The organism is Arthrobacter humicola, from assembly GCF_022803015.1.
Taxonomy (GTDB): Bacteria; Actinomycetota; Actinomycetes; order Actinomycetales; family Micrococcaceae; genus Arthrobacter; species Arthrobacter humicola_A.
Window position 1 is genome coordinate 225,167 of record NZ_JAFKON010000002.1, and the last position, 22,024, is coordinate 247,190.

At 65.4% G+C, this 22,024-nt stretch carries 19 protein-coding genes and 2 tRNA genes; 15 read left to right on the forward strand and 6 right to left on the reverse strand.

Annotation, left to right across the window (positions count from 1 at the left end; all coding sequences use genetic code 11):
- Positions 1-543: 543 nt before the first annotated feature.
- From dnaN to ARTB_RS06025, 10 genes are all read left to right on the forward strand, one after another.
- Positions 544-1,668, forward strand: coding sequence for a DNA polymerase III subunit beta (gene dnaN, locus ARTB_RS05980; RefSeq protein ID WP_018775670.1), 1,125 nt, complete (start codon positions 544-546; stop codon positions 1,666-1,668).
- 99 nt (positions 1,669-1,767) lie between these two features.
- Positions 1,768-2,652: a phosphogluconate dehydrogenase (NAD(+)-dependent, decarboxylating) gene (gene gnd / locus ARTB_RS05985; RefSeq protein ID WP_243178405.1), complete on the forward strand. Its 885-nt coding sequence runs from the start codon at positions 1,768-1,770 to the stop codon at positions 2,650-2,652.
- Between the two features lie 46 nt (positions 2,653-2,698).
- The gene (gene recF, locus ARTB_RS05990; RefSeq protein ID WP_243178154.1) at positions 2,699-3,925 is read left to right on the forward strand and encodes a DNA replication/repair protein RecF; all 1,227 of its coding nucleotides are present in this window, start codon (positions 2,699-2,701) and stop codon (positions 3,923-3,925) included.
- On the forward strand, positions 3,922-4,482 hold the full coding sequence (locus ARTB_RS05995) for a DUF721 domain-containing protein (RefSeq protein WP_243178155.1): 561 nt from the start codon (positions 3,922-3,924) through the stop codon (positions 4,480-4,482). The genes recF and ARTB_RS05995 overlap by 4 nt, the downstream gene beginning before the upstream one ends.
- A gap of 413 nt (positions 4,483-4,895) precedes the next feature.
- Positions 4,896-6,995, forward strand: a complete 2,100-nt coding sequence (gyrB, locus tag ARTB_RS06000) for a DNA topoisomerase (ATP-hydrolyzing) subunit B (RefSeq protein WP_439954088.1) — start codon at positions 4,896-4,898, stop codon at positions 6,993-6,995.
- A gap of 61 nt (positions 6,996-7,056) precedes the next feature.
- Positions 7,057-9,795 (forward strand): DNA gyrase subunit A, encoded by a 2,739-nt coding sequence (gyrA, locus tag ARTB_RS06005; protein ID WP_243178156.1) that lies wholly within the window; start codon positions 7,057-7,059, stop codon positions 9,793-9,795.
- Entirely contained in the window at positions 9,792-10,424 is a 633-nt protein-coding gene (locus tag ARTB_RS06010; protein WP_243178157.1) for a DUF3566 domain-containing protein, read from the forward strand. Before gyrA ends, ARTB_RS06010 begins: the two co-directional genes overlap by 4 nt.
- Positions 10,425-10,522: 98 nt before the next feature.
- A tRNA-Ile gene (locus ARTB_RS06015) sits at positions 10,523-10,596 on the forward strand.
- Positions 10,597-10,665: 69 nt separating this feature from the next.
- Positions 10,666-10,782, forward strand: coding sequence for a DLW-39 family protein (locus ARTB_RS06020; RefSeq protein ID WP_216699097.1), 117 nt, complete (start codon positions 10,666-10,668; stop codon positions 10,780-10,782).
- A gap of 72 nt (positions 10,783-10,854) precedes the next feature.
- Positions 10,855-10,930, forward strand: a tRNA-Ala gene (locus ARTB_RS06025).
- Between the two features lie 58 nt (positions 10,931-10,988).
- On the opposite strand, the gene ARTB_RS06030 is transcribed toward ARTB_RS06025, so the two are convergent.
- A complete protein-coding gene (locus ARTB_RS06030; protein ID WP_243178158.1) occupies positions 10,989-11,357 on the reverse strand; it encodes a cupin domain-containing protein in 369 nt (122 codons plus the stop codon).
- 131 nt (positions 11,358-11,488) lie between these two features.
- Between ARTB_RS06030 and ARTB_RS06035 the strand changes: the two genes are divergently transcribed.
- On the forward strand, positions 11,489-12,418 hold the full coding sequence (locus ARTB_RS06035; RefSeq protein WP_028275347.1) for a DMT family transporter: 930 nt from the start codon (positions 11,489-11,491) through the stop codon (positions 12,416-12,418).
- A gap of 54 nt (positions 12,419-12,472) precedes the next feature.
- On the opposite strand, the gene ARTB_RS06040 is transcribed toward ARTB_RS06035, so the two are convergent.
- A complete protein-coding gene (locus ARTB_RS06040) occupies positions 12,473-13,345 on the reverse strand; it encodes a glycosyltransferase (protein ID WP_243178159.1) in 873 nt (290 codons plus the stop codon).
- A 188-nt stretch (positions 13,346-13,533) separates the two neighbouring features.
- On the reverse strand, positions 13,534-14,532 hold the full coding sequence (locus ARTB_RS06045) for a hypothetical protein (RefSeq protein WP_243178160.1): 999 nt from the start codon (positions 14,530-14,532) through the stop codon (positions 13,534-13,536).
- A gap of 155 nt (positions 14,533-14,687) precedes the next feature.
- Between ARTB_RS06045 and ARTB_RS06050 the strand changes: the two genes are divergently transcribed.
- Positions 14,688-15,233, forward strand: coding sequence for a peptidylprolyl isomerase (locus ARTB_RS06050; protein WP_026538031.1), 546 nt, complete (start codon positions 14,688-14,690; stop codon positions 15,231-15,233).
- 9 nt (positions 15,234-15,242) lie between these two features.
- Positions 15,243-16,112: a rhomboid family intramembrane serine protease gene (locus ARTB_RS06055; RefSeq protein WP_243178161.1), complete on the forward strand. Its 870-nt coding sequence runs from the start codon at positions 15,243-15,245 to the stop codon at positions 16,110-16,112.
- A 1,148-nt stretch (positions 16,113-17,260) separates the two neighbouring features.
- Here the strand turns inward: ARTB_RS06055 and ARTB_RS06060 are convergent.
- Entirely contained in the window at positions 17,261-17,866 is a 606-nt protein-coding gene (locus ARTB_RS06060; protein ID WP_243178162.1) for a DNA-3-methyladenine glycosylase I, read from the reverse strand.
- A 105-nt stretch (positions 17,867-17,971) separates the two neighbouring features.
- Positions 17,972-18,226, reverse strand: coding sequence for a cell division protein CrgA (locus tag ARTB_RS06065; RefSeq protein ID WP_243178163.1), 255 nt, complete (start codon positions 18,224-18,226; stop codon positions 17,972-17,974).
- A 177-nt stretch (positions 18,227-18,403) separates the two neighbouring features.
- On the opposite strand from ARTB_RS06065, the gene ARTB_RS06070 reads away from it, so the two are divergent.
- Positions 18,404-19,159, forward strand: a complete 756-nt coding sequence (locus ARTB_RS06070) for a class E sortase (RefSeq protein ID WP_243178164.1) — start codon at positions 18,404-18,406, stop codon at positions 19,157-19,159.
- 170 nt (positions 19,160-19,329) lie between these two features.
- Positions 19,330-19,971: an anthranilate synthase component II gene (locus tag ARTB_RS06075; protein WP_028278232.1), complete on the forward strand. Its 642-nt coding sequence runs from the start codon at positions 19,330-19,332 to the stop codon at positions 19,969-19,971.
- A 63-nt stretch (positions 19,972-20,034) separates the two neighbouring features.
- Here the strand turns inward: ARTB_RS06075 and pknB are convergent, their stop codons facing one another.
- Entirely contained in the window at positions 20,035-22,020 is a 1,986-nt protein-coding gene (pknB, locus tag ARTB_RS06080; protein ID WP_243178165.1) for a Stk1 family PASTA domain-containing Ser/Thr kinase, read from the reverse strand.
- Between the last annotated feature and the right edge of the window lie 4 nt (positions 22,021-22,024).

Below are 22,024 nucleotides of genomic sequence, written 5' to 3' on the forward strand. Positions count from 1 at the left end.
GGACAACCCTGTGGATAGTTAAGGGGACAACCGCGGTTAATGGGCTTAAAACCCTTAAGGCGCCTGTGGATTGGCCAGTCGGCCAAAAATCTTGTCCCCATCCACACCCTGTTTAAAACCTGCTCCGCCCACAGTCCATGAACAGGGCTTAACCGCGGATTCGCACGGCAGGATCGAGTTATCCACAGTTTCCACAGCAGTTATTAACACTACTAATCCCAAGAAAATGAAATTCCCTCAAACAACAATCTCCTTCCGACCTCCGAGCAGCGCCCAGGCCCGTTCCGGACCGGCGCCGGAGACCGGCCCCGCGAACAACACCGATGTAACCCGGGGATGGGAGAAACGCTCACCTTGGGGCTAAGCTGTCTGCAGTGCGTCCGTCCCGGACATCTTTTGTGGTTCCTACGGGGCCATGGGGCCCGGGTGGGCGGACGATTCCCTTGTTGACGGAATTCGGCGTCCCTGCCGAGGTCCGCCGCAGCTTGAGCAGTTTCAGCGATTTTCAGCACTAACAGCAGCAATGAAAGGCGGCACCCTTCCGTGAAGTTCAGAGTCGAACGGGACGTCCTGGCAGAAGCCGTGACATGGACCGCCCGGTCGTTGTCTCCGCGGCCGCCCGTTCCCGTACTTTCGGGCCTGCTCCTGAAGGCTGAAGCCGGTACCGTCAGCCTGTCGAGTTTCGACTACGAGACCTCCGCAAGGCTCGAAATCCCCGCTGACATCAGCGCCGAGGGCACCATCCTGGTATCGGGACGCCTGCTCGCGGACATCTGCCGCAGCCTGCCGTCCGCCCCCGTCGAGGTCGAAACCGACGGCAACAAAGTGACGCTCACCTGCCGCCGAAGCAGCTTCCACCTGGCCACGATGCCCGAGGCCGAATACCCGCCGCTGCCGGCCCTGCCGACGATCAGTGGCACCGTGCCCGGCGATTCGTTCGCCCAGGCCGTCTCCCAGGTGATCATCGCGGCCAGCAAGGACGACACCCTGCCGATCCTGACCGGCGTGCGGATGGAAATCGAGGACGACCTCATCACCCTCCTGGCCACCGACCGGTACCGCCTGGCGATGCGTGAAGTCCCGTGGAAGCCTGCGACGCCGGGCATCTCCACGAGCGCTCTGGTCAAGGCCAAGACTCTCAACGAAGTGGCAAAGACCCTGGGCAGCAGCGGCGACATCAACATCGCCCTCGCCGACGACGACAGCCGGCTGATCGGCTTCGAGAGCGGCGGCCGGACCACCACCTCACTCCTGGTCGACGGCGACTACCCGAAGATCCGTTCGCTCTTCCCGGATTCGACCCCCATCCACGCCACCGTACAGACCCAGGAACTGGTCGAAGCCGTGCGCCGCGTCTCGCTCGTGGCCGAACGCAACACGCCTGTCCGGCTCGCTTTCACCCAGGGCCAGCTGCACCTGGACGCCGGCACCGGCGAGGACGCCCAGGCCTCCGAGGAGCTCGAAGCCCAGCTGTCCGGTGAAGACATCACCGTGGCCTTCAACCCGCACTACCTGATCGAGGGCCTGAGCGTCATCGAAACCAAGTTCGTGCGCTTCTCCTTCACCACCGCCCCCAAGCCGGCCATGATCACGGCCCAGCAGGACGCCGAGGGCGAGGACCAGGGCGACTACCGCTACCTCGTCATGCCCGTCCGGCTGCCCAACTAGCCCGTCACTGCCGTGCCCCGGACCTCCGGAGCACGGCACCTGCGGGCCATCACGGCCGTCCCCAACGAAGCACCCCAGCGCAGAAAAGAGTTCATCCCCGTGCACATCGGACTAATCGGCCTTGGAAAAATGGGCTTCAACATGCGTGAACGGCTGCGCAACGGCGGGATCGAGGTCACCGGGTTTGACCGCAACCCCGACGTTGCCGACGTCACCACCCTGGACGAACTCATCGCCGCCGTCCCGGCGCCGCGCCTGATCTGGGTCATGGTCCCCTCGGGCGAGATTACCGAGGCCGTGATCACCGAACTGGGCACCAAGCTCGACGCCGGTGACCTCGTGATCGACGGCGGCAACTCCCGGTTCACCGAAGACCAGAAGCACGGTGCCGCGCTGGCCGAAAAGGGAATCCGCTTTGCGGACTGCGGCGTGTCCGGCGGGGTCTGGGGCCTCCAGAACGGTTACGGCCTGATGGCGGGCGGCGATGCCGCGGACATCGAACGGGCACTCCCCGTCTTCGACGCGCTCCGTCCCGCAGGTGAGCGGGCCGACAGCTTTGTGCACGTCGGCGGCGTCGGCGCCGGCCACTACGCCAAAATGGTCCACAACGGGATCGAATATGGCCTGATGCAGGCTTACGCCGAGGGGTACGAGCTCCTGGCCGCCAAGGAGATCGTCGCCGATCTTCCCGGGACATTCCGGGCCTGGCAGAAGGGGACGGTTGTCCGCTCCTGGCTTCTGGACCTCATGGTCAAGGCCCTTGACGAGGATCCCGGACTGGAATCGATCTCCGACTACGTCGAGGATTCGGGCGAAGGCCGCTGGACCGTCGAGGAGGCCATTGCCAACGCGGTGCCGGCCCCGGCGATCACGGCTGCTTTGTTCGCCAGGTTCTCTTCCCGCGAGGACAATTCGCCGGCCATGAAGATGGTCTCGGCGCTGCGCCACCAGTTCGGCGGCCACGCGACCCGGCCGGCCAAATAATCCTGCCCCGGCCACTTGATCCTGCCTGTGAAGTCCTGAATCCCGCGTGTACCTAGAAAAACTCTCGCTCACCGATTTCCGCAGCTACGCCCAGGTCGATCTCAGCCTTGAGCCCGGAGTCACCGTCCTGGTGGGTTCCAACGGGATCGGCAAGACCAATCTGATGGAAGCGATCGGGTATCTGGCCACGCTCACCTCGCACCGGGTCAGCACGGACGCGCCGCTGTTGCGGTTTGGTGCCGAGCGGGCCATGATCCGGGCCAAGCTGGTCCGTGGAGAGCAGTCCACCGTGCTGGAGCTGGAAATCAACGCGGGCCGGGCCAACCGCGGACGGATCAACCGGAGCAACCCGGTCCGTGCCCGGGACCTGCTCGGGATCTGCCAGACGGTGCTCTTCGCGCCGGAGGACCTGGCGCTGGTCAAGGGCGATCCGTCCAGCCGCCGCCGGTTCCTGGATGAGCTCCTGGTCAGCCTCATGCCGCGGCACGCCGCGACCAGGAGCGACTATGACCGGGTCCTGAAGCAGCGCAACGCGCTGCTCAAGTCGGCCCGCGCCGGAAAATTCAGCACGGGCCACGAGGCAACGCTCGATGTCTGGGACCAGCACATGGCCCGGGCCGGGGCTGAGCTGCTGCACGCGCGCCTGGAGCTGGTGGACCGGCTGCAACCGCACCTGAAAAACGCCTACGCGCAGCTGACCGATGGCTCCAAGTTGGCCACTGCGGTGTACCGTTCCACGCTGCAGGACAGCCTGGACGACGACGGCGGCACCTCAAGACCAGCGGATTCCAGACCTGCGGACGGAACTGCTGCCGATGAGGCCGCGCCGGCGGAAGACCTGCGCCTGCTCTCCGTCGAGCAGCTCACCGACCGCTACATCCAGGCCTTCGCCGCAGCCCGGCGCAAGGAACTGGAACGGGGAATCTCGCTGGTCGGGCCACACCGCGACGAACTTGAGCTCGTGCTTGGGTCGGCGCCGGCCAAGGGCTACGCCTCCCACGGGGAAACCTGGTCCATGTGCCTGTCCCTGCGCCTGGCCTCCTACTACGTCATGCTCGACGATGCCCGCACGGGTGGCTCGCCCCCGATCCTGATTCTGGACGATGTCTTTGCCGAACTCGACGTCCAGCGGCGGCGTAAACTGGCGGCAATAGTATCCGGCGCCGAGCAAGTGCTGGTCACTGCCGCCGTCGAGGACGATATCCCGGCGGAGCTGACCGGACGGCGGGTGAAGGTCATCCCGGGAGGAATCGATGAGCAGGAAAATCGATGAATAAGGATACCGACGGCGGCCTGCAGCCCGGCCGTGACCCCGACGATATCGATGCCGCGCAGGCCGCCTTGAACCGGATGCGCGACGCCGCCGCGGCCCGGGGCGAAATCCGGCGGGCGGTCCCGCGCTCCGGTGCCGCCAGCCAAAAACCCGCCCGCGCGGCCCGGGGAACCCGCGGGTTCTCCCAATTCCACGGCACCGGCAGGGATCCGCTGGGCCTCGGAAAAGTCGTGGGACGCCTCGTGGCCGAACGCGGCTGGAGCTCGCCGGTGGCCGTCGGCTCCGTCATGGCGCAGTGGGCCGTGCTGGTGGGCCCGGAGATCTCGGCGCACTGCACTCCCGAGAGTTTTACCGACACCACCTTGCATGTGCGGACCGATTCCACGGCTTGGGCAACCCAGCTGCGGCTGCTCAGCAGCAGCCTGCTGGAAAAATTCCGGACCGAGCTTGGCGATGGCGTCGTCACCAGCATCCAGGTGCTCGGACCCGCCGCCCCGAGCTGGCGCAAGGGCCTCCGGACGGTCAACGGCCGGGGTCCCCGCGACACGTACGGATAGCCCCGGCCCCTGGCGGGCACCGGATCTGAAGCACTTCTTGCAAAAGCCCTTGAAAAATCCGCAAGCGGCGTGTAGGGCGCTTGAACCTCCCGGAGTCGTATAGGAACCCTAGGGCTGGACCCCGAATGCCTTGCAGGGGGAGCCAGCGCCCTCCCAGCGGCACTTTCCCGCCCGTTTGGCGCCCTGGAATGCAGGTTTGGCCCCTATAACACGATAGAATCGGTGTAGATAACTGGGCGCCGGTGAAGCGTTGACTGAGTCCGTTTCCGACGCAATTTCAGCGTGCGGCGGACGGGATCCCCAAGTCAACGGAAACACCCGGCGTCGTCAGTGACGTGCCTGTTGGCAGGAGCCTTTTCCACGGAAGGGGCAACCGCCGGCCTTCAACGAACATAGAGGAGTCGAAAGCGCCTGTGGCTAACGACAATGCAGAGATCCCGGCAGTGGAAGACGTAGCGGAAGCGGTGGAACAAGAGGCTGCGGCAGCGGCGCCGTCGGGGACCGCGACATCGCGCGAATACGGCGCCAGCGACATCACCGTACTTGAAGGCCTGGAAGCTGTCCGGAAACGTCCCGGCATGTACATCGGCTCCACCGGCCCCCGCGGGTTGCACCACCTCGTCTATGAAGTGGTGGACAACTCGGTGGACGAGGCCCTGGCCGGCTACTGCACGCACATCGAAATCGTGCTGCAGGCCGACGGCGGGGTCAAGGTGGTCGACAACGGCCGCGGCATCCCCGTGGACATGCACCCCACCGAGCACAAGCCCACCGTGGAAGTCGTCATGACGATCCTGCACGCCGGCGGCAAGTTCGGCGGCGGCGGATATGCCGTCTCCGGCGGCCTGCACGGCGTCGGCATTTCGGTGGTCAACGCACTCTCCAGCCGGGTCGACACAGAGGTCCGCCGCCAGGGACACGTCTGGCGGATGTCTTTCGCCGACGGCGGCAAGCCGCAAGGCGGCCTGATCCAGGGCGAGGAAACCACCGAGACCGGCACCACCCAGACGTTCTACCCCGATGCCAGCATCTTCGAGAGCACCGACTTCGACTTCGAAACACTGCGGGCCCGCTTCCAGCAGATGGCATTCCTCAACAAGGGCCTGCGCATCACGTTGACGGACGAGCGCCGCGCTCCGGGGGAATCGTCCGAGGACGACGACCTGGACCTGGACACCGTCCCCACCGAAGGTGAGATCGCCGCGGAATTCCACACAGTGGTCTACCAGTACGACGACGGCCTGCTGGACTACGTCAAGCACCTGAACTCCGGCAAGAAGGTTGATGTGGTCCACGAGGACGTCATCGCCTTCGAAACCGAGGACACGGAACGGCACATTGCCCTGGAAATGGCGATGCAGTGGACCAACGCGTACTCCGAAAGTGTCCACACCTACGCCAACACGATCAACACGCACGAGGGCGGCACCCACGAAGAGGGTTTCCGCGCCGCGATGACTTCACTCATCAACCGCTATGCGCGGGAGAAGAACATCATCAAGGAAAAGGAAGACAACCTCACCGGGGACGACATCCGCGAGGGCCTGACGGCAGTCATTTCCGTGAAGCTCTCGGAGCCGCAGTTCGAGGGCCAGACCAAGACCAAGCTCGGCAACTCCGAGGTCAAGGGCTTTGTCCAGCGCGTTGTCACCGACGGCCTGGGCGACTGGCTCGAGCGCAACCCCGGTCCCGCCCGGGACGTCATCCGCAAGGCGATCTCCGCAGCCCAGGCGCGCATGGCCGCCCGAAAGGCCCGGGACAACGCCCGCCGCAAGAGCCCGCTGGAATCCTTCGGCATGCCCGGCAAGCTGTCCGACTGCTCCTCGAAGAACCCGGAGAGGTGCGAGGTCTACATCGTGGAGGGTGACTCGGCCGGCGGTTCCGCCAAGCGCGGCCGCAACCCGGAGACCCAGGCCATCCTGCCGCTGCGCGGCAAGATCCTGAACGTCGAGCGTGCCCGGCTGGACAAGGCGCTCGGCAATGCCGAGGTCCAGTCCATGATCACCGCCTTCGGCACCGGCATTGGCGAGGACTTCGACATCGCGAAGCTGCGCTACCACAAGATCGTGCTCATGGCCGATGCCGACGTCGACGGCCAGCACATCACGACGCTGCTGATGACGCTGCTGTTCCGCTACATGCGCCCGCTGATCGAAAACGGCTACGTCTACCTCGCACAGCCGCCGCTGTACCGGATCAAGTGGTCCAATGCCCCGCACGACTACGTCTACAGCGACCGGGAACGCGACGCGAAGCTGGTCTCGGGCCAGGCCGCCGGCCGCCGCATCCCCAAGGACAACGGCATCCAACGCTACAAGGGCCTTGGTGAAATGGACTACACGGAACTGTGGGACACCACTATGGACCCGGACCACCGGACGCTGCTGCAGGTGACGATGGACGATGCCCTGGCGGCGGACCAGATCTTCTCGGTCCTGATGGGCGAGGACGTTGAATCGCGCCGAAACTTCATTCAGCAGAACGCCAAGGACGTTCGGTTCCTGGACATCTAGAGGGCAGCCAAGCCCCGAATATGCCCGGACTGATATATACCTGAAACGGAAAATATAGATAATGAGTGACGAAACACCAGAGGTGCCGGCCGGCTCCGAGCCCGTCCTTGAAGGCGCCATCCTCGATGGCGACGTACTGACCGACCGCGTCGAGCAGGTGGACCTGCAGACCGAAATGCAACGCTCCTACCTCGATTACGCCATGGCCGTGATCGTGGGCCGTGCCCTGCCGGATGTCCGCGACGGCCTCAAGCCCGTCCACCGCCGCGTGCTCTACGCGATGTTCGACGGCGGCTACCGCCCGGAACGCTCCTTCAACAAGTGTGCCCGCGTGGTGGGCGAAGTCATGGGCCAGTACCACCCGCACGGCGACACCGCTATCTACGACGCCCTGGTCCGCCTGATCCAGGACTGGACCATGCGCTACCCGCTGGCGCTGGGCCAGGGCAACTTCGGCTCGCCCGGCAACGACGGCGCCGCGGCTCCGCGGTATACCGAAACCAAGATGGCGCCGCTGGCCATGGAAATGGTCCGGGACATCGACGAGGAAACCGTCGACTTCCAGGACAACTACGACGGCAAGAACCAGGAACCGACCATCCTGCCGGCGCGGTTCCCGAACCTCCTGGTGAACGGGTCCTCCGGCATCGCCGTCGGCATGGCCACCAACATCCCGCCTCACAACCTCCGCGAGGTCGCTGACGGTGTGCAGTGGTACTTGGCCAACCCGACCGCCAGCCGCGAAGAGCTGCTCGAAGAGCTGATCCAGCGCGTCAAGGGACCGGACTTCCCGACCGGCGCCACGATTCTGGGCCACAAGGGCATCGAGGACGCCTACCGCACGGGCCGTGGCTCCATCACGATGCGCGCCGTGGTCAACGTCGAGGAACTCCAGGGCCGCACGTGCCTGGTGGTCACCGAGCTGCCTTACCAGGCCAACCCGGACAACCTGGCCATCAAGATCGCCGAACTCGTCAAGGACGGCAAGATCTCCGGCATCGCCGACCTCCGCGACGAGACCTCGGGCCGCACCGGCCAGCGACTGGTGATCGTGCTCAAGCGCGACGCCGTGGCCAAGGTGGTGCTGAACAACCTCTACAAGCACACCCAGCTGCAGGACAACTTCGCCGCCAACATGCTCGCGATCGTCGACGGGGTGCCGCGCACGCTCAGTCTCGATGCCTTCATCCGGCACTGGGTCACGCACCAGATGGACGTCATTGCCCGCCGCACCCGGTACCGGCTGCGGAAGGCGGAGGAGGAAGCGCACATCCTGCGGGCCCTTCTCAAGGCGCTGGATGCGCTCGATGAGGTCATTGCCCTGATCCGTGCGTCCACCACCACCGAAGCGGCCCGCGACGGGCTGATGGAGCTGCTGGACATCGACGACGTGCAGGCCCGGGCCATCCTGGACATGCAGCTGCGCCGGCTCGCTGCACTGGAACGCCAGAAGATCCAGGACAAGCACGCCGAACTTGAGGCCCTGATCGTCGAATACAACTCGATCCTGGCCTCGGAGGAGCGCCAGCGCGAGATCATCAGCACCGAACTCTCAGAGATCGTGGCCAAGCACGGCGATGACCGCCGCACCAAGGTCCTGCTGGGCTACGACGGCGACATGTCCATCGAGGATCTGATCCCCGAGGAGGAAATGGTCGTCACCATTACCCGCGGCGGCTACGTCAAGCGCACCCGCAGCGACAACTACCGCTCGCAGCAGCGCGGCGGCAAGGGCATCAAGGGCGCGCAGCTGCGCGGCGACGACGTCGTCGAACACTTCTTCGTCACCACCACCCACCACTGGCTGCTCTTCTTCACCAACCTGGGCCGGGTCTACCGCGCCAAGGCGTACGAGCTCGTGGAAGCCGGCCGCGACGCCAAGGGCCAGCACGTGGCAAACCTGATGGCGTTCCAGCCGGACGAGCACATCGCCCAGGTGCTGGACCTGCGCGACTACCAGCACGCCCCTTACCTGGTGCTCGCCACCAAACGCGGCCTCGTCAAAAAGACCCGTCTGGAGGACTACGACACCAACCGGTCCGCCGGCGTCATCGCCATCAACCTGCGCGACGGCGATGAGCTTGTCTCGGCCCAGCTGGTGTCCGAGACCGATGACCTCATGCTGGTCTCCCGCAAGGGCCAGTCCGTCCGCTTCACCGCGACGGACGATGCGCTGCGCCCGATGGGCCGTGCCACCTCGGGCGTGACCGGCATGAAGTTCCGCGAGGACGACGAACTGCTGGCGGCCGACGTCGTGCAGGACGGTTCGTTTGTCTTCATTGTCACCGAAGGCGGCTTCGCCAAGCGGACCGCAGTGGAGGAATACCGCCTCCAGGGCCGCGGCGGCCTTGGCATCAAGGTGGGCAAGTACCAGGAAGAACGTGGCCACCTCGTCGGAGCCCTCATTGTCAACGAGGAAGACGAAGTCCTGGTGGTCATGGAAGGCGGCAAGGTGGTCCGCTCGTCGGTCAGCGGCGTGCCGGCCAAGGGCCGCGACACCATGGGCGTGATCTTTGCCAAGCCGGACAAGAACGACCGCATCATCGCCGTCGCGCGCAACAGCGAACGCGGGCTCGAAGTCGAGGAACCGGCCGAAGGTCAAGATGCCGGTGAAGACACCGGTGAAAATGCCGGAGACCTGGCCGAAAATCGGGCATCCACGCCCGATGACGTAACGTTGGCTGAAGATGGCGGACTGCATGAGGAGTCCGCAGCGGCAGAATCAGTACCGGCCCCGGAGTCAGATGAGTCATCAGGCAATGCCGAGCTGGACGAAGACAATACCGGAGGTAACGAGTGAGTAATTCCGACTCATATCCCAAGCCGAGCAGCGGCGTGCCGAGCGGAGTGCGGCAGCCCGCCGCCGCACCACGCGTAGGCGCCCCCTCGCGTCCGCAGCAGCGCCCCGGGGTGTCCGGCGCAGCCACGGGAACGGGCCAGCGGCCCGCCGCACCCGGCCAGCGCCCCACGGTCCCCGGACAGCGCCCCGCCGTCCCGGGTCAGCGCCCCGCCCAGTCCGGCGGGCAAGGCACTGCCGGGCTGATCAAGCCCGCTCCCAAGGCCAAGGTGCGCCGTGCCAGGCTGCTGGTCAGCAAGGTTGACCCCTGGTCCGTGCTGAAAATGGCCTTCCTGCTCTCCGTGGCGCTGGGAATCGTCACCGTCGTGGCGGCGATCGTGCTCTGGACCGTCCTGGACCTGACCGGGATCTTTGACCAGGTGGACAGCCTGCTCGGGACCCTCGCCGGCTCCGAAGGCGGCGGCTTCGAGTTGAAGAAGGTGGCATCCTTGGGTCAGGTGGCCTCATTTGCCACCATCATCGCCGTAATCAATGTGGTGCTGCTGACGGCGCTGTCGATGCTTTCGGCGGTGCTCTACAACATTGCCGCGACGCTCGTCGGCGGCATCGGCGTGACCCTCACGGACGACTAATGCCCTTACTTTTCCGCGGATTCCCGCGGCAAAAGGCCTCGATTTGAGATCGGGCCGGGATGTGCTGTACAGTCATATCTCGGCCCGATGAGGCATCGGGGCGTATAGCTCAGGCGGTTAGAGCGCTTCGCTGATAACGAAGAGGTCCCAGGTTCAAGTCCTGGTACGCCCACGGAACCTGTACTGGTTCTGGCAGAGGTTAGTGAAGGTTCGTCCATGACAGAACCGGAACGGGGTGCATGTGAAGAAGTTGCTGGTTATCGCAGCCACGGTCGCAGGCGTCCTCCTCTACAGGAAAGTGCAGGAATCCGAAGCCCGGAAAGTGATCTGGAGCAATTCAACCGATACGGTTGACTAGCCCGGAACCCGGGGATGGAAGCTGGAAATCAGCTCTCCGGACCTAGGGTATGATTGTCGGGTTGCTTCTTATGGGGGCATGGCGCAATTGGTAGCGCACCTGCTTTGCAAGCAGGGGGTTCGGGGTTCGAGTCCCCGTGCCTCCACCATAGGAAAAGCCCCGGACAGCGGAAACGCTGTCCGGGGCTTTTTTCATGCCTTCCCCACTCACTCCTTCGGCTTGGCGTAGTCCGCCATCCCTTGCCAGTCGATATACACGTAGGGCTCGTCGCCGAGCACCCAGGCGTCGTGGCCCGGCGGAATCACACCGAAGTCGCCGGGCCCGAATTCGAGTTCTTCGCCGTCGTCCATGACGACTTTGATGCGGCCGGAAATCGTGTAGCCGGTATGGCTGGCCATGCAGCTGTCAGTTTTGGCGATCGGCTTGACGTGGTCTGACCACTTCCAGCCCGGAAGGAAGGTGGCCCGTCCAACCGGGCCGGCCTCGAGGTTGACGAGCTCCACCTGACCCATGCCCTCGGCAACGGGGCGCGTCTCTTCGGGATTGTCCAGGCTCTTGCGGATCATTGACGCCATGATGGTCTCCTTCTTCGATGATGGCGAGACCGGAACGTGAGACCGCGCCTTAAGGTTGGCACCGCGGTATGCACCCGTCAAGGAGCAGCGGCCGTAAGGGCCCCTGCTGTCCGTCCCATTAGTGTTGGAGCGTGAACTTCTTACTTGCGGCCGTAGGTGTGCTGGGTGTGGCCTCGTCGGGGCCCCTTATTGCCGCCACGCTGGGCGCCACGTCGGTCAGTGCCCTCGCCATCGCTTTCTGGCGCAACGCCATTGGAGCAGTCGTGATGGCCGGTCCGGTTGTGGTCCGCAACCCCCGTCAGTTCGGAAAGGTGACCGGAGCCGAGTTCCGCTGGTCGCTCGCCGCTGCCGTCGCCCTGGCCCTGCACTTCGCGTGTTTCATTACCTCCCTGCAGCTGACGTCGGTCGCGGCGGCGACTGCGCTGGTGTGCCTTCAGTCAGGCTGGATCGCGATCTTCCAGCTCTTCCGGGGAGTCCGGCTCCGCTGGCCGGTCCTGGTAGGGCTGGGGCTCGCCTTCGGCGGTGTGGTGACAATCACCGGTTTTGATATGGGCTCCTCGCCCGAGGCGCTTGTGGGCGATCTCCTGGCCGTCGCCGGCGGCGCCCTGGCGGGCATCTACACGCTCGCCGGAGGCAAGGCGCGGCAGAGCATGGGCACCGGCGTCTATACGACCCTGTGCTACGGCATGTGCGCCGCGATTGTGGCGGGGATGGCGCTGTTGGCCGGACAGCCGCTGGCAGGGTTCGAAGCCACCGGCTGGCTGGGGATCCTCGCCATTACCGTGTGCGCACAGCTGGTGGGGCACACCGCGTTCAACTATCTGCTGGCGACCATGAGCCCGCTGCTGGTGTCCATGATCATCCTGCTGGAAATCCCCGGAGCGGCGCTCCTGGCCGCAGCCTTCCTGGACGAGACGCTGCCGGCCGGGACCTACGTGGGGCTGGCGATGATCCTGGTGGGGCTCGCCGTCGTGGTCCTGGGGCAGCGAGGCTCACGCTCCGCCCGGAGAACGGGCGAGGGAGCCGGTGAAGAGCGGCTGGCGGAGCTCGGCACCGACTAGGCCGCTCCCGGCGGCCGCATCTCCCGGCGGCCGCGTGGCCGCCGCCATTGGCCGCTATTGGCCGCCGCGGCGGGCCGGCTGGGCAACGTTGACCGTGTGGATGGCACGGAGCAATTTCGCCGGGAAGTAGACCGAGAAGAAGACCACCATGGGCGCCTTCAGTGCCATCTTCTTGACGTTGTGGGCCTTGTAGGTGCGGTCAAAGCGCGTCACGTAGTAGCGGTAATCCCGCGGCGAGTCCTCCAGCCGCCGGGCCGACATGCCCGAGATCATCTGCGGCCAGTACTGGATCCGGAGCTCGTGGTCGGCCAGGTGCAGCGACAGATCAATGTCCTCGTGCATCTCGTCCCGCTCGTCGCGGCAGGCTTCTGTGCGGATGGTCTCCCAGGCCGAGCGGCGCAGTGCCATGTTGGACCCGAAGAGGAAATGATACTGGTGCTTGGCAAGCCTGAGCATCAGTTGGCGCATCTTGTCGTCGGCCTTGAGCCCGAACCGGCGCATGGGCATGTCGTAATAGACCACCGGACCCGTCGCAGCGTGCACAGACTCGTCGGCGAAGGCTTTCTGCACCTGCTCCACCCAGTCCGGTTCCAGCACGGAATCGGCGTCGATCCGGCCGAGGATATCGCCCGTGGCGTGGTCCAGACCGAAGTTGCGTGTGGGAATGAGCCCCTGGTCGCGGTCCTGGCTGAGCAGGATGATCGGGCTCTCCGGATACTCCAGTTGCATCTGCCGCACGATTTCCGCCGTGCGGTCCGTGGACAGGTTGTCCACCACAATGATTTCGTGGGCGGGCACCGACTGGTAGACCGCGGCGATCAGACACTGCCGGATGACGCTTTCCTCGTTGTACGCCGGGATGACGATAGACACAGCCGGCGGTGGAGCAAGGAGCAAGGCATCCTGGGGTGATCTATGGGGTGACATCACCACAAATTTAGCATCAAGCCTGGCGTTTGAAGCCGGACCGTGACGTGCCTGCGGAGCCCGCGTCAAACAAAAGGAGGGATCCCGCACTGTGGCGGAATCCCTCCTTGGGAGAGTGCAGGACACCTGCCGGCAGCCGGACTGCCCGGCGCAGGGTCTCGACTCAGCCGGCCTGTGCCGGCCAGGTTCTACTTGCCGGGCTTGTCTGTGCCGTTGTTCAGGCTGGCCGCGATGTTGCGTACGGCCGTTTTGGCGTCGGTGGCAACCTTGTCGGCGGCGTCAGCGGCGTTGCCGGCGGCGTCCTTGGCCGTTTCCGTGGCTTTGTCCGCCGCGGTGGTTGCGGAATCGGAAGCCTCCTTGGATGCCTCAGCCGCGGAGTCCGCTGCCGCTACAGTCGCGGAACCGGCCTTGTCGGCGGCGTCCTTCAGCGATTCGCCGGCCGGGGCGGCCGTGGGGGCGGGCTTTACCGGCGTCGGTACCTTCCAAGGGTCCTCCACCGGCCTGGACGCCCGCCAGGCGGCGACACCGGCTGCAACGGCGGCAGCGATGATGCCGAAGATCAGCAGGCCGCGGTGCTTGGGCTTCTGCTGCTTGGCGAGCTTGGCATTAGCCGTCTTGGTGACCTCGGTGGCGGCCGCTTTGATGTTCTTGCTGGCGTTCTTGTCTGCCTTCTTGGCGTGTCCCTTGACGGCCTGGGCCTGCGTCTGAACGCCGGTGACAACACCGGAATCAACAAGCTTCTGTGCGACGGCGTCCACGTGGGCCGGGGCGTTTTCCAACGTGCGGTGGACGACCACGGAAGCCTGCCCGATCTGGTCGGAAAGCCTGGGCAGGTACTCGACAACAACCCGGTCGCGTGCATTGGCGATGACCGGGGCTGCCTTGTCCACAGCTTCGTGCAGGCGCGGGGTCGCGCTGTCCGCGGCATCGTGGATCCTCGGCGCCAGCTGGGCCAGGCCATCCTGAAGGCGGGGAGTGACAGTGGCAACGCCGCCGGCCAGATTGTGGGCCGCCGACTTGAGGCCCTCCTGGATCTTGGGAGAGGCGGTGTCCAGTCCGTGCTGCAGGCGGGGAACAGCCCAGTTCACGGCAGCCTCAACCCGCGGGGCCGCCCAATCCTTGGCGCTGTCTACTCCGGTGCTTACTGACTGCTCCAGGTCACGGGCAATACGATCCGTTTTCTTCACAACTACCTCCCGATTAATGTGACGGTTCTGCAGTTAGCCTACGTGTCTATGAACGCACCGGCTATTCTTCAGGCCGATTTCCAGTGGATTTCACCCAGCGCGGAACTGACTGTGCGGCCCTATGCGGGCGGAGCCGTCATGGAAGAATGGGCCCTATGACTGCCAACGCAACCGCAAAAGCCACTATCCACACGAGCCTCGGCGACATCGTCGTCAACCTCTTTGGCAACCACGCGCCGAAGACCGTCGACAACTTCGTCGGGCTGGCCACCGGTGAGAAGGCCTGGACCCACCCGGAAACGGGCGAGGACAAGACCGGCACGCCGCTCTACAACGGCACCATCTTCCACCGCATCATCAAGGACTTCATGATCCAGGCCGGCGATCCCCTGGGCCGCGGCACCGGTGGACCGGGCTACAAATTCGACGATGAGATCCACCCGGAACTGACTTTCAACGAGCCGTACAAGCTGGCCATGGCCAACGCCGGCGTCCAGATGGGCCGCGGCACCAACGGTTCGCAGTTCTTCATCACCACCATCCCCACCGGCTGGCTGCAGGGCAAGCACAGCATCTTCGGTGAGGTCGCCGATGACGAATCCAAGAAGGTCGTCGACGCGATCGAAGGCGTCCGCACCGGCATGGGCGACCGCCCCGTCGAGGATGTCACCATCAACAGCATTGACATCGAAAAGCTCTAACCCACCACCATGAGCTACGGAATTCCGGCGGCAGAGCCGTCCGCAGAGGTCCCGGTATGCCCCAGACACCCGGACCGGCCCGCCTATGTGCGTTGCCAGCGGTGCGGGCGCCCTGCGTGCCCCGACTGCCAGCGGGCGGCCGCCGTCGGATTCCAATGCGTTGACTGTGTCAACGAAACCAAGCGCACGACGCCGGCCGTCAGGACCGTCTACGGCGGCGCCGTGACCGCCGGCAAACCCGTGGTCACTTACGTGATCATCGCGCTGTGTGCCCTTGTCTATGCGCTGCAGTGGATTGTCCCCAACGACGGGATTTACCAGCAACTGGCCTACGCTCCCGCCCTGACCGGCGTTGAACCGTGGCGGATGCTCACTTCGGCGTTCCTGCACTCGCAGGGATTCCTGCTCCACATCGTCCTGAACATGTACACGCTGTGGATATTCGGCCAGATCCTTGAGCCGCTGCTGGGCCACGCCCGCTTCCTGGCCATCTACCTGCTCTCGGCCGTCGGCGGCTCCGTCGGCTTCCTCCTGCTGACCCCGGTGTATCCGGTGAACGGCCCAGTGGGCCTCGTCGGCGCCTCCGGCGCCATCTTTGGCCTGTTCGGCGCCCTGCTGGTGGTCCAGCGCCAGCGCGGCGGCGAAGTCCGCCAGCTCCTGGTCCTTATTGCAATCAACGGCGTCATCGGCTTCATGGTCCCGCAGATCGCCTGGCAGGCCCATCTCGGCGGCCTCGTCACCGGCGCCCTGAGCGCCGCTGTCATTGCCTACACCCCCCGCGGCCCGCGGCAGACCCTGCTGCAGGCCATCGGCCTCGCCGTGGTCCTGGCCTTGGTGACCGCCGTGTCCGTCGTGCGGATGACCGGCGCCAGCGCTTAGCCCGCTCCTGCCGAAGCCCCGGCCGCAATCGCCCGCAATTCGGCCGCATTCGGCCGTAATTGAACGCATTTAGCGCCCGGCCCCCTTCACTCTTTACCAGTGTTTCTCTCGCTGGGGTTCCTTGGCTGTTCCCTCCATTTTATGGACCTTTCCCCCTGTACCCCCGGGCCGAGCCCCCGCACCTGAATTCACAGGTGCGGATCCGAGAGTTTTCCACAGCGGTTATCCACATTGTTAATAACTTACAAGCGTGTAGTTCACTGTGACGACCCGGCTCTGGCCGCCCGGGCTGGCGATTATCCAGCTTGCAGGCGATGCTGCCGACCTGATCTCCACACCTGTGGATAACTTCTGTGGGTTGCCCTGTGAGTAAGTGGACAACTTTGCCCGCGCAGGCCCTGTTGCCTGGCGCCGGGCGGCACCAGCCCTGTCCCGGCCCTATGCAGGCCCTGCGCCGCGGGCACTCCAGAGAGTACTCCACAGAACGGTGCCGCGGGCACGCCGGGGACCGGTACCTCAGGACCTCCAGGCGGCGCCGCGTCACCACGCCGCACTCCCAGCGCCGTCGCCCCCCACTGGCCCCGCCCGCGTCGGCGGCAGGTCACGACGGGCCGTGGGACGGCCGCGGTGCGTGTTTCAACAGGGTTATTCACAGTGTTAATAACTTGATGGTCTGAGCATCCGCGGGATTCAACCCGGCTCATGGCCCGGCAGAGGGGGTTGCGGCTCCTATCGACCGGCTGTTATCCCCAGCTGTGGATAACTTGTGGGTAGTGGCCTGTTGTTAAGTGGATAACTTGCTCGTTGCAGCTGTTGTCGGGACGGACAACAACGTCGGGCGGCCGGCTGGCCCCAAGGCGGCCCCGAGGCTGCCGTGAGCCGGCCGTGCGGCGGAACCGCGGTGCCATCCGCGGCCTGTTGCGGGGTCAGGGAACTTGTCCACAGGAAATCCACAGTGTTAATAACTTACAGCTGTGTAATTCAGGGTAGGCCGGGGATCTCATCAGTGGCATTGCGCCCCGCTGTGGCCGCTGAACCCGGCTGAACCGCATGAAGACCCGGAAACTTATAAACAGTGTGGATAAGTTTCCCCAGACTTGTGCACAGCTGTGGATAAGGAGGCGGGACCTCGCCGGGTCACCGTCGGGTCACTGCGACCAGACGCCCGATGACCCGCGCCGGTGGCTGTCCAGCAGATGGGTGTCCACCATTCCGATGGCCTCCATGAGCGCGAACATCGTGGTGGGCCCCACGAAGGCGAAGCCCTTCTTGCGCAGCGCCTTGGAAAGCGCGACGGACTCGGCCGAGGTAGTAGGGACCTCATCGAGGGAGTCCGGCCGGGGTGTGACGGCCGGCTGGAACGCCCATACGAAGTCAACCAGGCCGCCGTCGTCCCTCAACGCCAGAGTAGCGCGGGCATTGGTGATGGTTGCCTGGATCTTCAGCCGGTTCCGGACGATCCCGGCATCGAGCATGAGCCGCTCCACATCGGCGTCCGTGAAGCGGGCCACCAGTTCCGGGTCGAAGTCCTTGAACGCCGCGCGGAAAGCGGGCCGCTTACGCAGGATCGTCGCCCATGAAAGCCCCGCCTGGAATCCCTCGAGGCTGATGCGTTCGTAGAGGCCCTGTTCGTCCCGGACGGGCATGCCCCACTCGGAGTCGTAATACTCGCGCAGCATGGGATCCACGGAGGCCCACACAGGCCGCGCCAGTCCATCGTCGCCAATGGTCGAGCCGTTTACTGCCGGGGTCATCTGGATTCCTTCGCTGGGCCGGGATTAATGCTGTGGATTAACGGCGGCGGGCCGGCACACTGTGTGTACCGGCCCGTCAGGGATGTGCGCCGCGCCGGCCTGGTGTCAGGAACGCCAGCGTGTGGTCATCAGGAAGCCGATGATCGCGATTCCGAAGCCGGCGACGATGTTCAACGAGCCCCAAGCCTGAACCGGGAAGGCGCCCTCGGTGATGTAGAACGTGATGATCCACAGCAGGCCAATGATCATCAGGCCAAACATGACGGGCTTGAACCAGACCGGATTGGGTTTGTAGGCCTCCGCGGCAGAAGTCTGCGGGGCCACAGGGGCAGTCCTTTTACGCGGCTTCGACTCGGGCACTGATCCTCCTTGGCGGGCTGGAACAAGAGCGGCCAACGTGGCTTGGTATCCTGCAGGAAGCGAGCCCCTGCCGGCCAACGTGCTCTTGGTCGAGCTTGAATTCTTGTGTCGCACAATTCTAGCTGTAGTTCCGGCCACGCCGTGGACCCCCGCAACCGTCTTGGAGGAGAACCCGCAGTGCTGGAGTTGGAGCAGGGATCCGGCCGGACGGCCCGCAGCCGCCGCGGGCTGCTCCAGCGCACCATCCACGTCGCGGGCGAGCTGCTTCTGACCGCGGGCGTCATTGTCCTGCTCTTTGTGGCCTGGCAGTTGTGGTGGACGAATGTGGCCTCCGACGCCCGGCAGCGCGAGGCGGTGCACGACTTTGCCCGCGGGATTGGAACCGCCGCTCCCGCAGCGCCGCCTCTGCCGTCGTCGGCTGTTGCCCCGGAACCCGCCGTCGCGCCCTCGGCCATCGGCATCCTGTACGTTCCCCGTTTCGGCGCCGGATACACGCGTCCAATGGTTCAGGGAACCACTCCGGCGGTGTTGGACACTCTGGGCATCGGGCACTATCAGGGCACGGCCATGCCGGGGGCTGCGGGAAACTTCGCCGTGGCAGGGCACCGGCAGTCCCACGGCGCCGTCGTGGACCATATCGACGCCCTGGTGCCCGGGGACCGGATCTACGTCCAGACCCGTGAGGGCTACTATGTCTACGTGTTCCGGAACAGCCAGACAGTCCTTCCCTCGCGGACCGATGTGCTGTTGCCGGTGCCGATGCTGCCGGGCGCCGCGCCGACGCAGAGCTACCTGACCATGACGAGCTGCAACCCGCGGTTTGGCTCCGAGGAACGCTTTGTGGCCTACGCCCTGCTGGAGCGGTGGCAGTCTCTTTCGGCTGGACCGCCGGCTGAAATTTCCCGGGCGGCCCGCGCGGCCGGGGAAAGCTGACGAATGTATGGCTGGCTTTTCCGCCGCCTTCCCGGGCCCTTGTGGCTCAGGATTGCGACCGCGCTGGTGCTGGCGGCCGGAGCACTGGTATTGATGGTTCAGTTCCTTTTTCCCTGGCTGGCGCAATTCACCCAGTTAACAGATTCAACGATTGGTTCAGCAAGGCACCCATGAGCACAACCAAGATCCTGGTCGTAGACAACTACGACAGCTTTGTCTACACCCTGGTCGGCTATCTCCAGGAGCTCGGTGCGGAGACCACCGTAGTCCGCAACGACGACGTCACGCTTGCCGAGGCGATCGAAATGGCCGAGGCGAGGGACGGGGTCCTCATCTCTCCCGGTCCGGGGAATCCAGCCGGGGCCGGCGTCTGCATTGAGCTGATCAAGTGGTGCGGCAGCCACGACAAGCCCATGCTGGGTGTCTGCCTGGGGCACCAGGCGCTGGCGGAGGCCTACGGCGGAACCGTGACGCACGCTCCCGAACTGATGCACGGCAAGACTTCCCTCGTCGAACACCATGGAACCAGCGTCTTTGCGGGGCTCCCCTCGCCCCTCACGGCCACCCGCTACCATTCGCTGGCCGCTGTCCGCGAGAGCATCCCGGAGGTATTGGAGATCACCGCGGAGACGGGCACCGGTGTGGTGATGGGCCTGCAGCACCGTACCGCCCCGCTGTGCGGCGTCCAGTTCCACCCGGAATCCGTCCTGACCGAAGGCGGCTACCAGATGCTAGGCAACTGGCTGGAGTCACTGGGCATGGCGGGCGCTGCCGAACGGGCAGCAGACCTGAGCCCGCTCATCAAGCACTGACCCGCCAGGCGTTGAATGCGCCGGCGCGGCGGCAGCCGGCACCCTGGGTTTTTCCCGACTGGGTTAGGGGAACAGGCCGCCCAGGGCCGCGTCCTCTTTGGACGCGCTCTTGGTCGGCGTCGGCGTGGGCGTGGGCGTGGGCGACGGCGGGGGCGGCGGCGGAGCCGGTGCCTTCGCCACGGTCACGGTGATGGTCTTGCCCTGTTCGACGAGCGAATCCGCGGCATCGGCCTGGCCTGTCACCTTGCCCGGAGCCACCTGGGTGTTCTCCACTTCGGTGGCCTTGAGCACCAGGCCCTGTTCCTTCAGTTTCGCCTCCGCCTCCGCCAGCGGCAGCCCGATCAGCTGCGGCACAGCCACCTTGCCGGTGGAGACGACGATTTCGACCGCGTCCGCCACGGCCACAACCTGGCCCGGGGCCGGGTTGGTGGTGATGACAATGCCGACCGGAACCGTGGGGTTGTTGGACATCTTGGTGGTGAGGGCGCCAGTCAGCCCCGTTTGGTGGAGAAGATCGCGGGCTGCCGCCTCGGTCCGGCCGGGCAGGTCCGTCGGGATGGTAATCGCGCTGGGGCCCTCGGAGATGTTGAGGATGATGTCCGAGTTGGCGGCCATGGAACTCCCCGACGTCGGCACGGTGCCAATCGCGGTGCCTTTGGGAATGCTCTCGTGCTGCAGCCGTTGGAGCTGTGGCTTGAAACCTGCGTTGTACAGCCTTTGCAGGGCCTCTGATTCCGTCAGGGACGTGACAGTGGGAACCAGTACCTTGGTTGCCTGTGGCGGGGCCTGATTCATGAGGTTGTACAGCCAGAGGCCGCCGCCGGCCAGCACCAGCAGTGTGAGGACTACGAGCGTTGCGATCCAGGTGCGGCGGCGCGTCTTCTGGCGCGGGGTGTGCTCGCGTTCGACCGGCAGCGCCAGCGGCAGGCTGCCGGTGTCCGCAATGCCATAGAGTTCGGTGCCCGCCGGCTGCAGCACTTCCTCGTCGTCGGGTGCTTCTTCGGCGGGCCGCAGCCGGCCCCCGGGGGAATCGTCGAGGAACTTGGCACCGGTCAGGGAGAAAGCTGCCGTGGCCGCCAGGGGGTCGTGCCGGGGAACCTCGTTGGTGGGGTCGGTGGGGGCCTCGCTGGCGGAAGGCGCCGTGACCGGAACGCCGCTGCGCGCGGCCCGCAGGGCGCGGCGGAAGGCGGCGGCGTCCTGGAAACGGTCGGCGCGGTTCTTCTGCAGGGCCTTCATCAACACGCTGTCCAGCGCGGCGGAGACGTCGGGATTGAGGCTGCTGGCGGGCTCGGGGATCTCACGAACGTGCTGGTAGGCCACGGAGACGGGGCTGTCGCCGATGAACGGCGGCCGGCCGGTCAGCATCTCGTAGAGAAGGCATCCGGCGGAGTACAGGTCGCTGCGCGCGTCGACGGCTTCGCCCCGGGCCTGTTCCGGGGACAGGTACTGCGCCGTGCCGACGACGGCCTGCGTCTGCGTCATGGTGGCGGACGAATCCGCAATGGCGCGGGCGATTCCGAAGTCCATGACCTTGACGCTGTTTGAATCGGGGCAAAACATCACGTTGGCGGGCTTGATGTCGCGGTGCACGATCCCGGCCTTGTGGCTGTAATCGAGCGCGGACAGCACGCCCAGGGTGAAGTCGATCGCCTGGTCGATGGTGACGTCCTTGGCCCGCACCATGTCGCGGATGGTCTTGCCGGAAACGAACTCCATCACGATGTAGGGCACCCGGACGCTGTCGTCGTGGTCACCGGGGACCGCGTGGTCCCCGGTGTCGAAGACAGCCACGATCGAGGGGTGGTTGAGTGCCGCGACAGCCTGGGCCTCGCGCTTGAAGCGGGCCTGGAACTGCGGATCCCGGGCCAGGTCCGGGCGCAGCAGCTTGACGGCCACGGTACGTCCCAGCCGGGTATCGAGGCCGCGGAAAACATCCGCCATGCCGCCACGGCCGATCAGCTCACCCAGCTCATAGCGCCCGCTGAGGACGCGCTGCGTGTTCGCCGGGCGTTCCTCCCTGTGCGACGGAGTGCGGGGTGTATTGCTCATGATC

Coding starts and splice junctions, on each gene's coding strand:
- ARTB_RS05995 (WP_243178155.1), top strand. CDS start 3,922: ATGAATAAGGATACCGACGGCGGCCTGCAGCCCGGCCGTGACCCCGAC.
- gyrA (WP_243178156.1), top strand. CDS start 7,057: ATGAGTGACGAAACACCAGAGGTGCCGGCCGGCTCCGAGCCCGTCCTT.
- ARTB_RS06030 (WP_243178158.1), bottom strand. CDS start 11,357: ATGGCGTCAATGATCCGCAAGAGCCTGGACAATCCCGAAGAGACGCGC.
- ARTB_RS06040 (WP_243178159.1), bottom strand. CDS start 13,345: ATGTCACCCCATAGATCACCCCAGGATGCCTTGCTCCTTGCTCCACCG.
- ARTB_RS06050 (WP_026538031.1), top strand. CDS start 14,688: ATGACTGCCAACGCAACCGCAAAAGCCACTATCCACACGAGCCTCGGC.
- ARTB_RS06055 (WP_243178161.1), top strand. CDS start 15,243: ATGAGCTACGGAATTCCGGCGGCAGAGCCGTCCGCAGAGGTCCCGGTA.
- ARTB_RS06060 (WP_243178162.1), bottom strand. CDS start 17,866: ATGACCCCGGCAGTAAACGGCTCGACCATTGGCGACGATGGACTGGCG.
- ARTB_RS06075 (WP_028278232.1), top strand. CDS start 19,330: ATGAGCACAACCAAGATCCTGGTCGTAGACAACTACGACAGCTTTGTC.
- pknB (WP_243178165.1), bottom strand. CDS start 22,020: ATGAGCAATACACCCCGCACTCCGTCGCACAGGGAGGAACGCCCGGCG.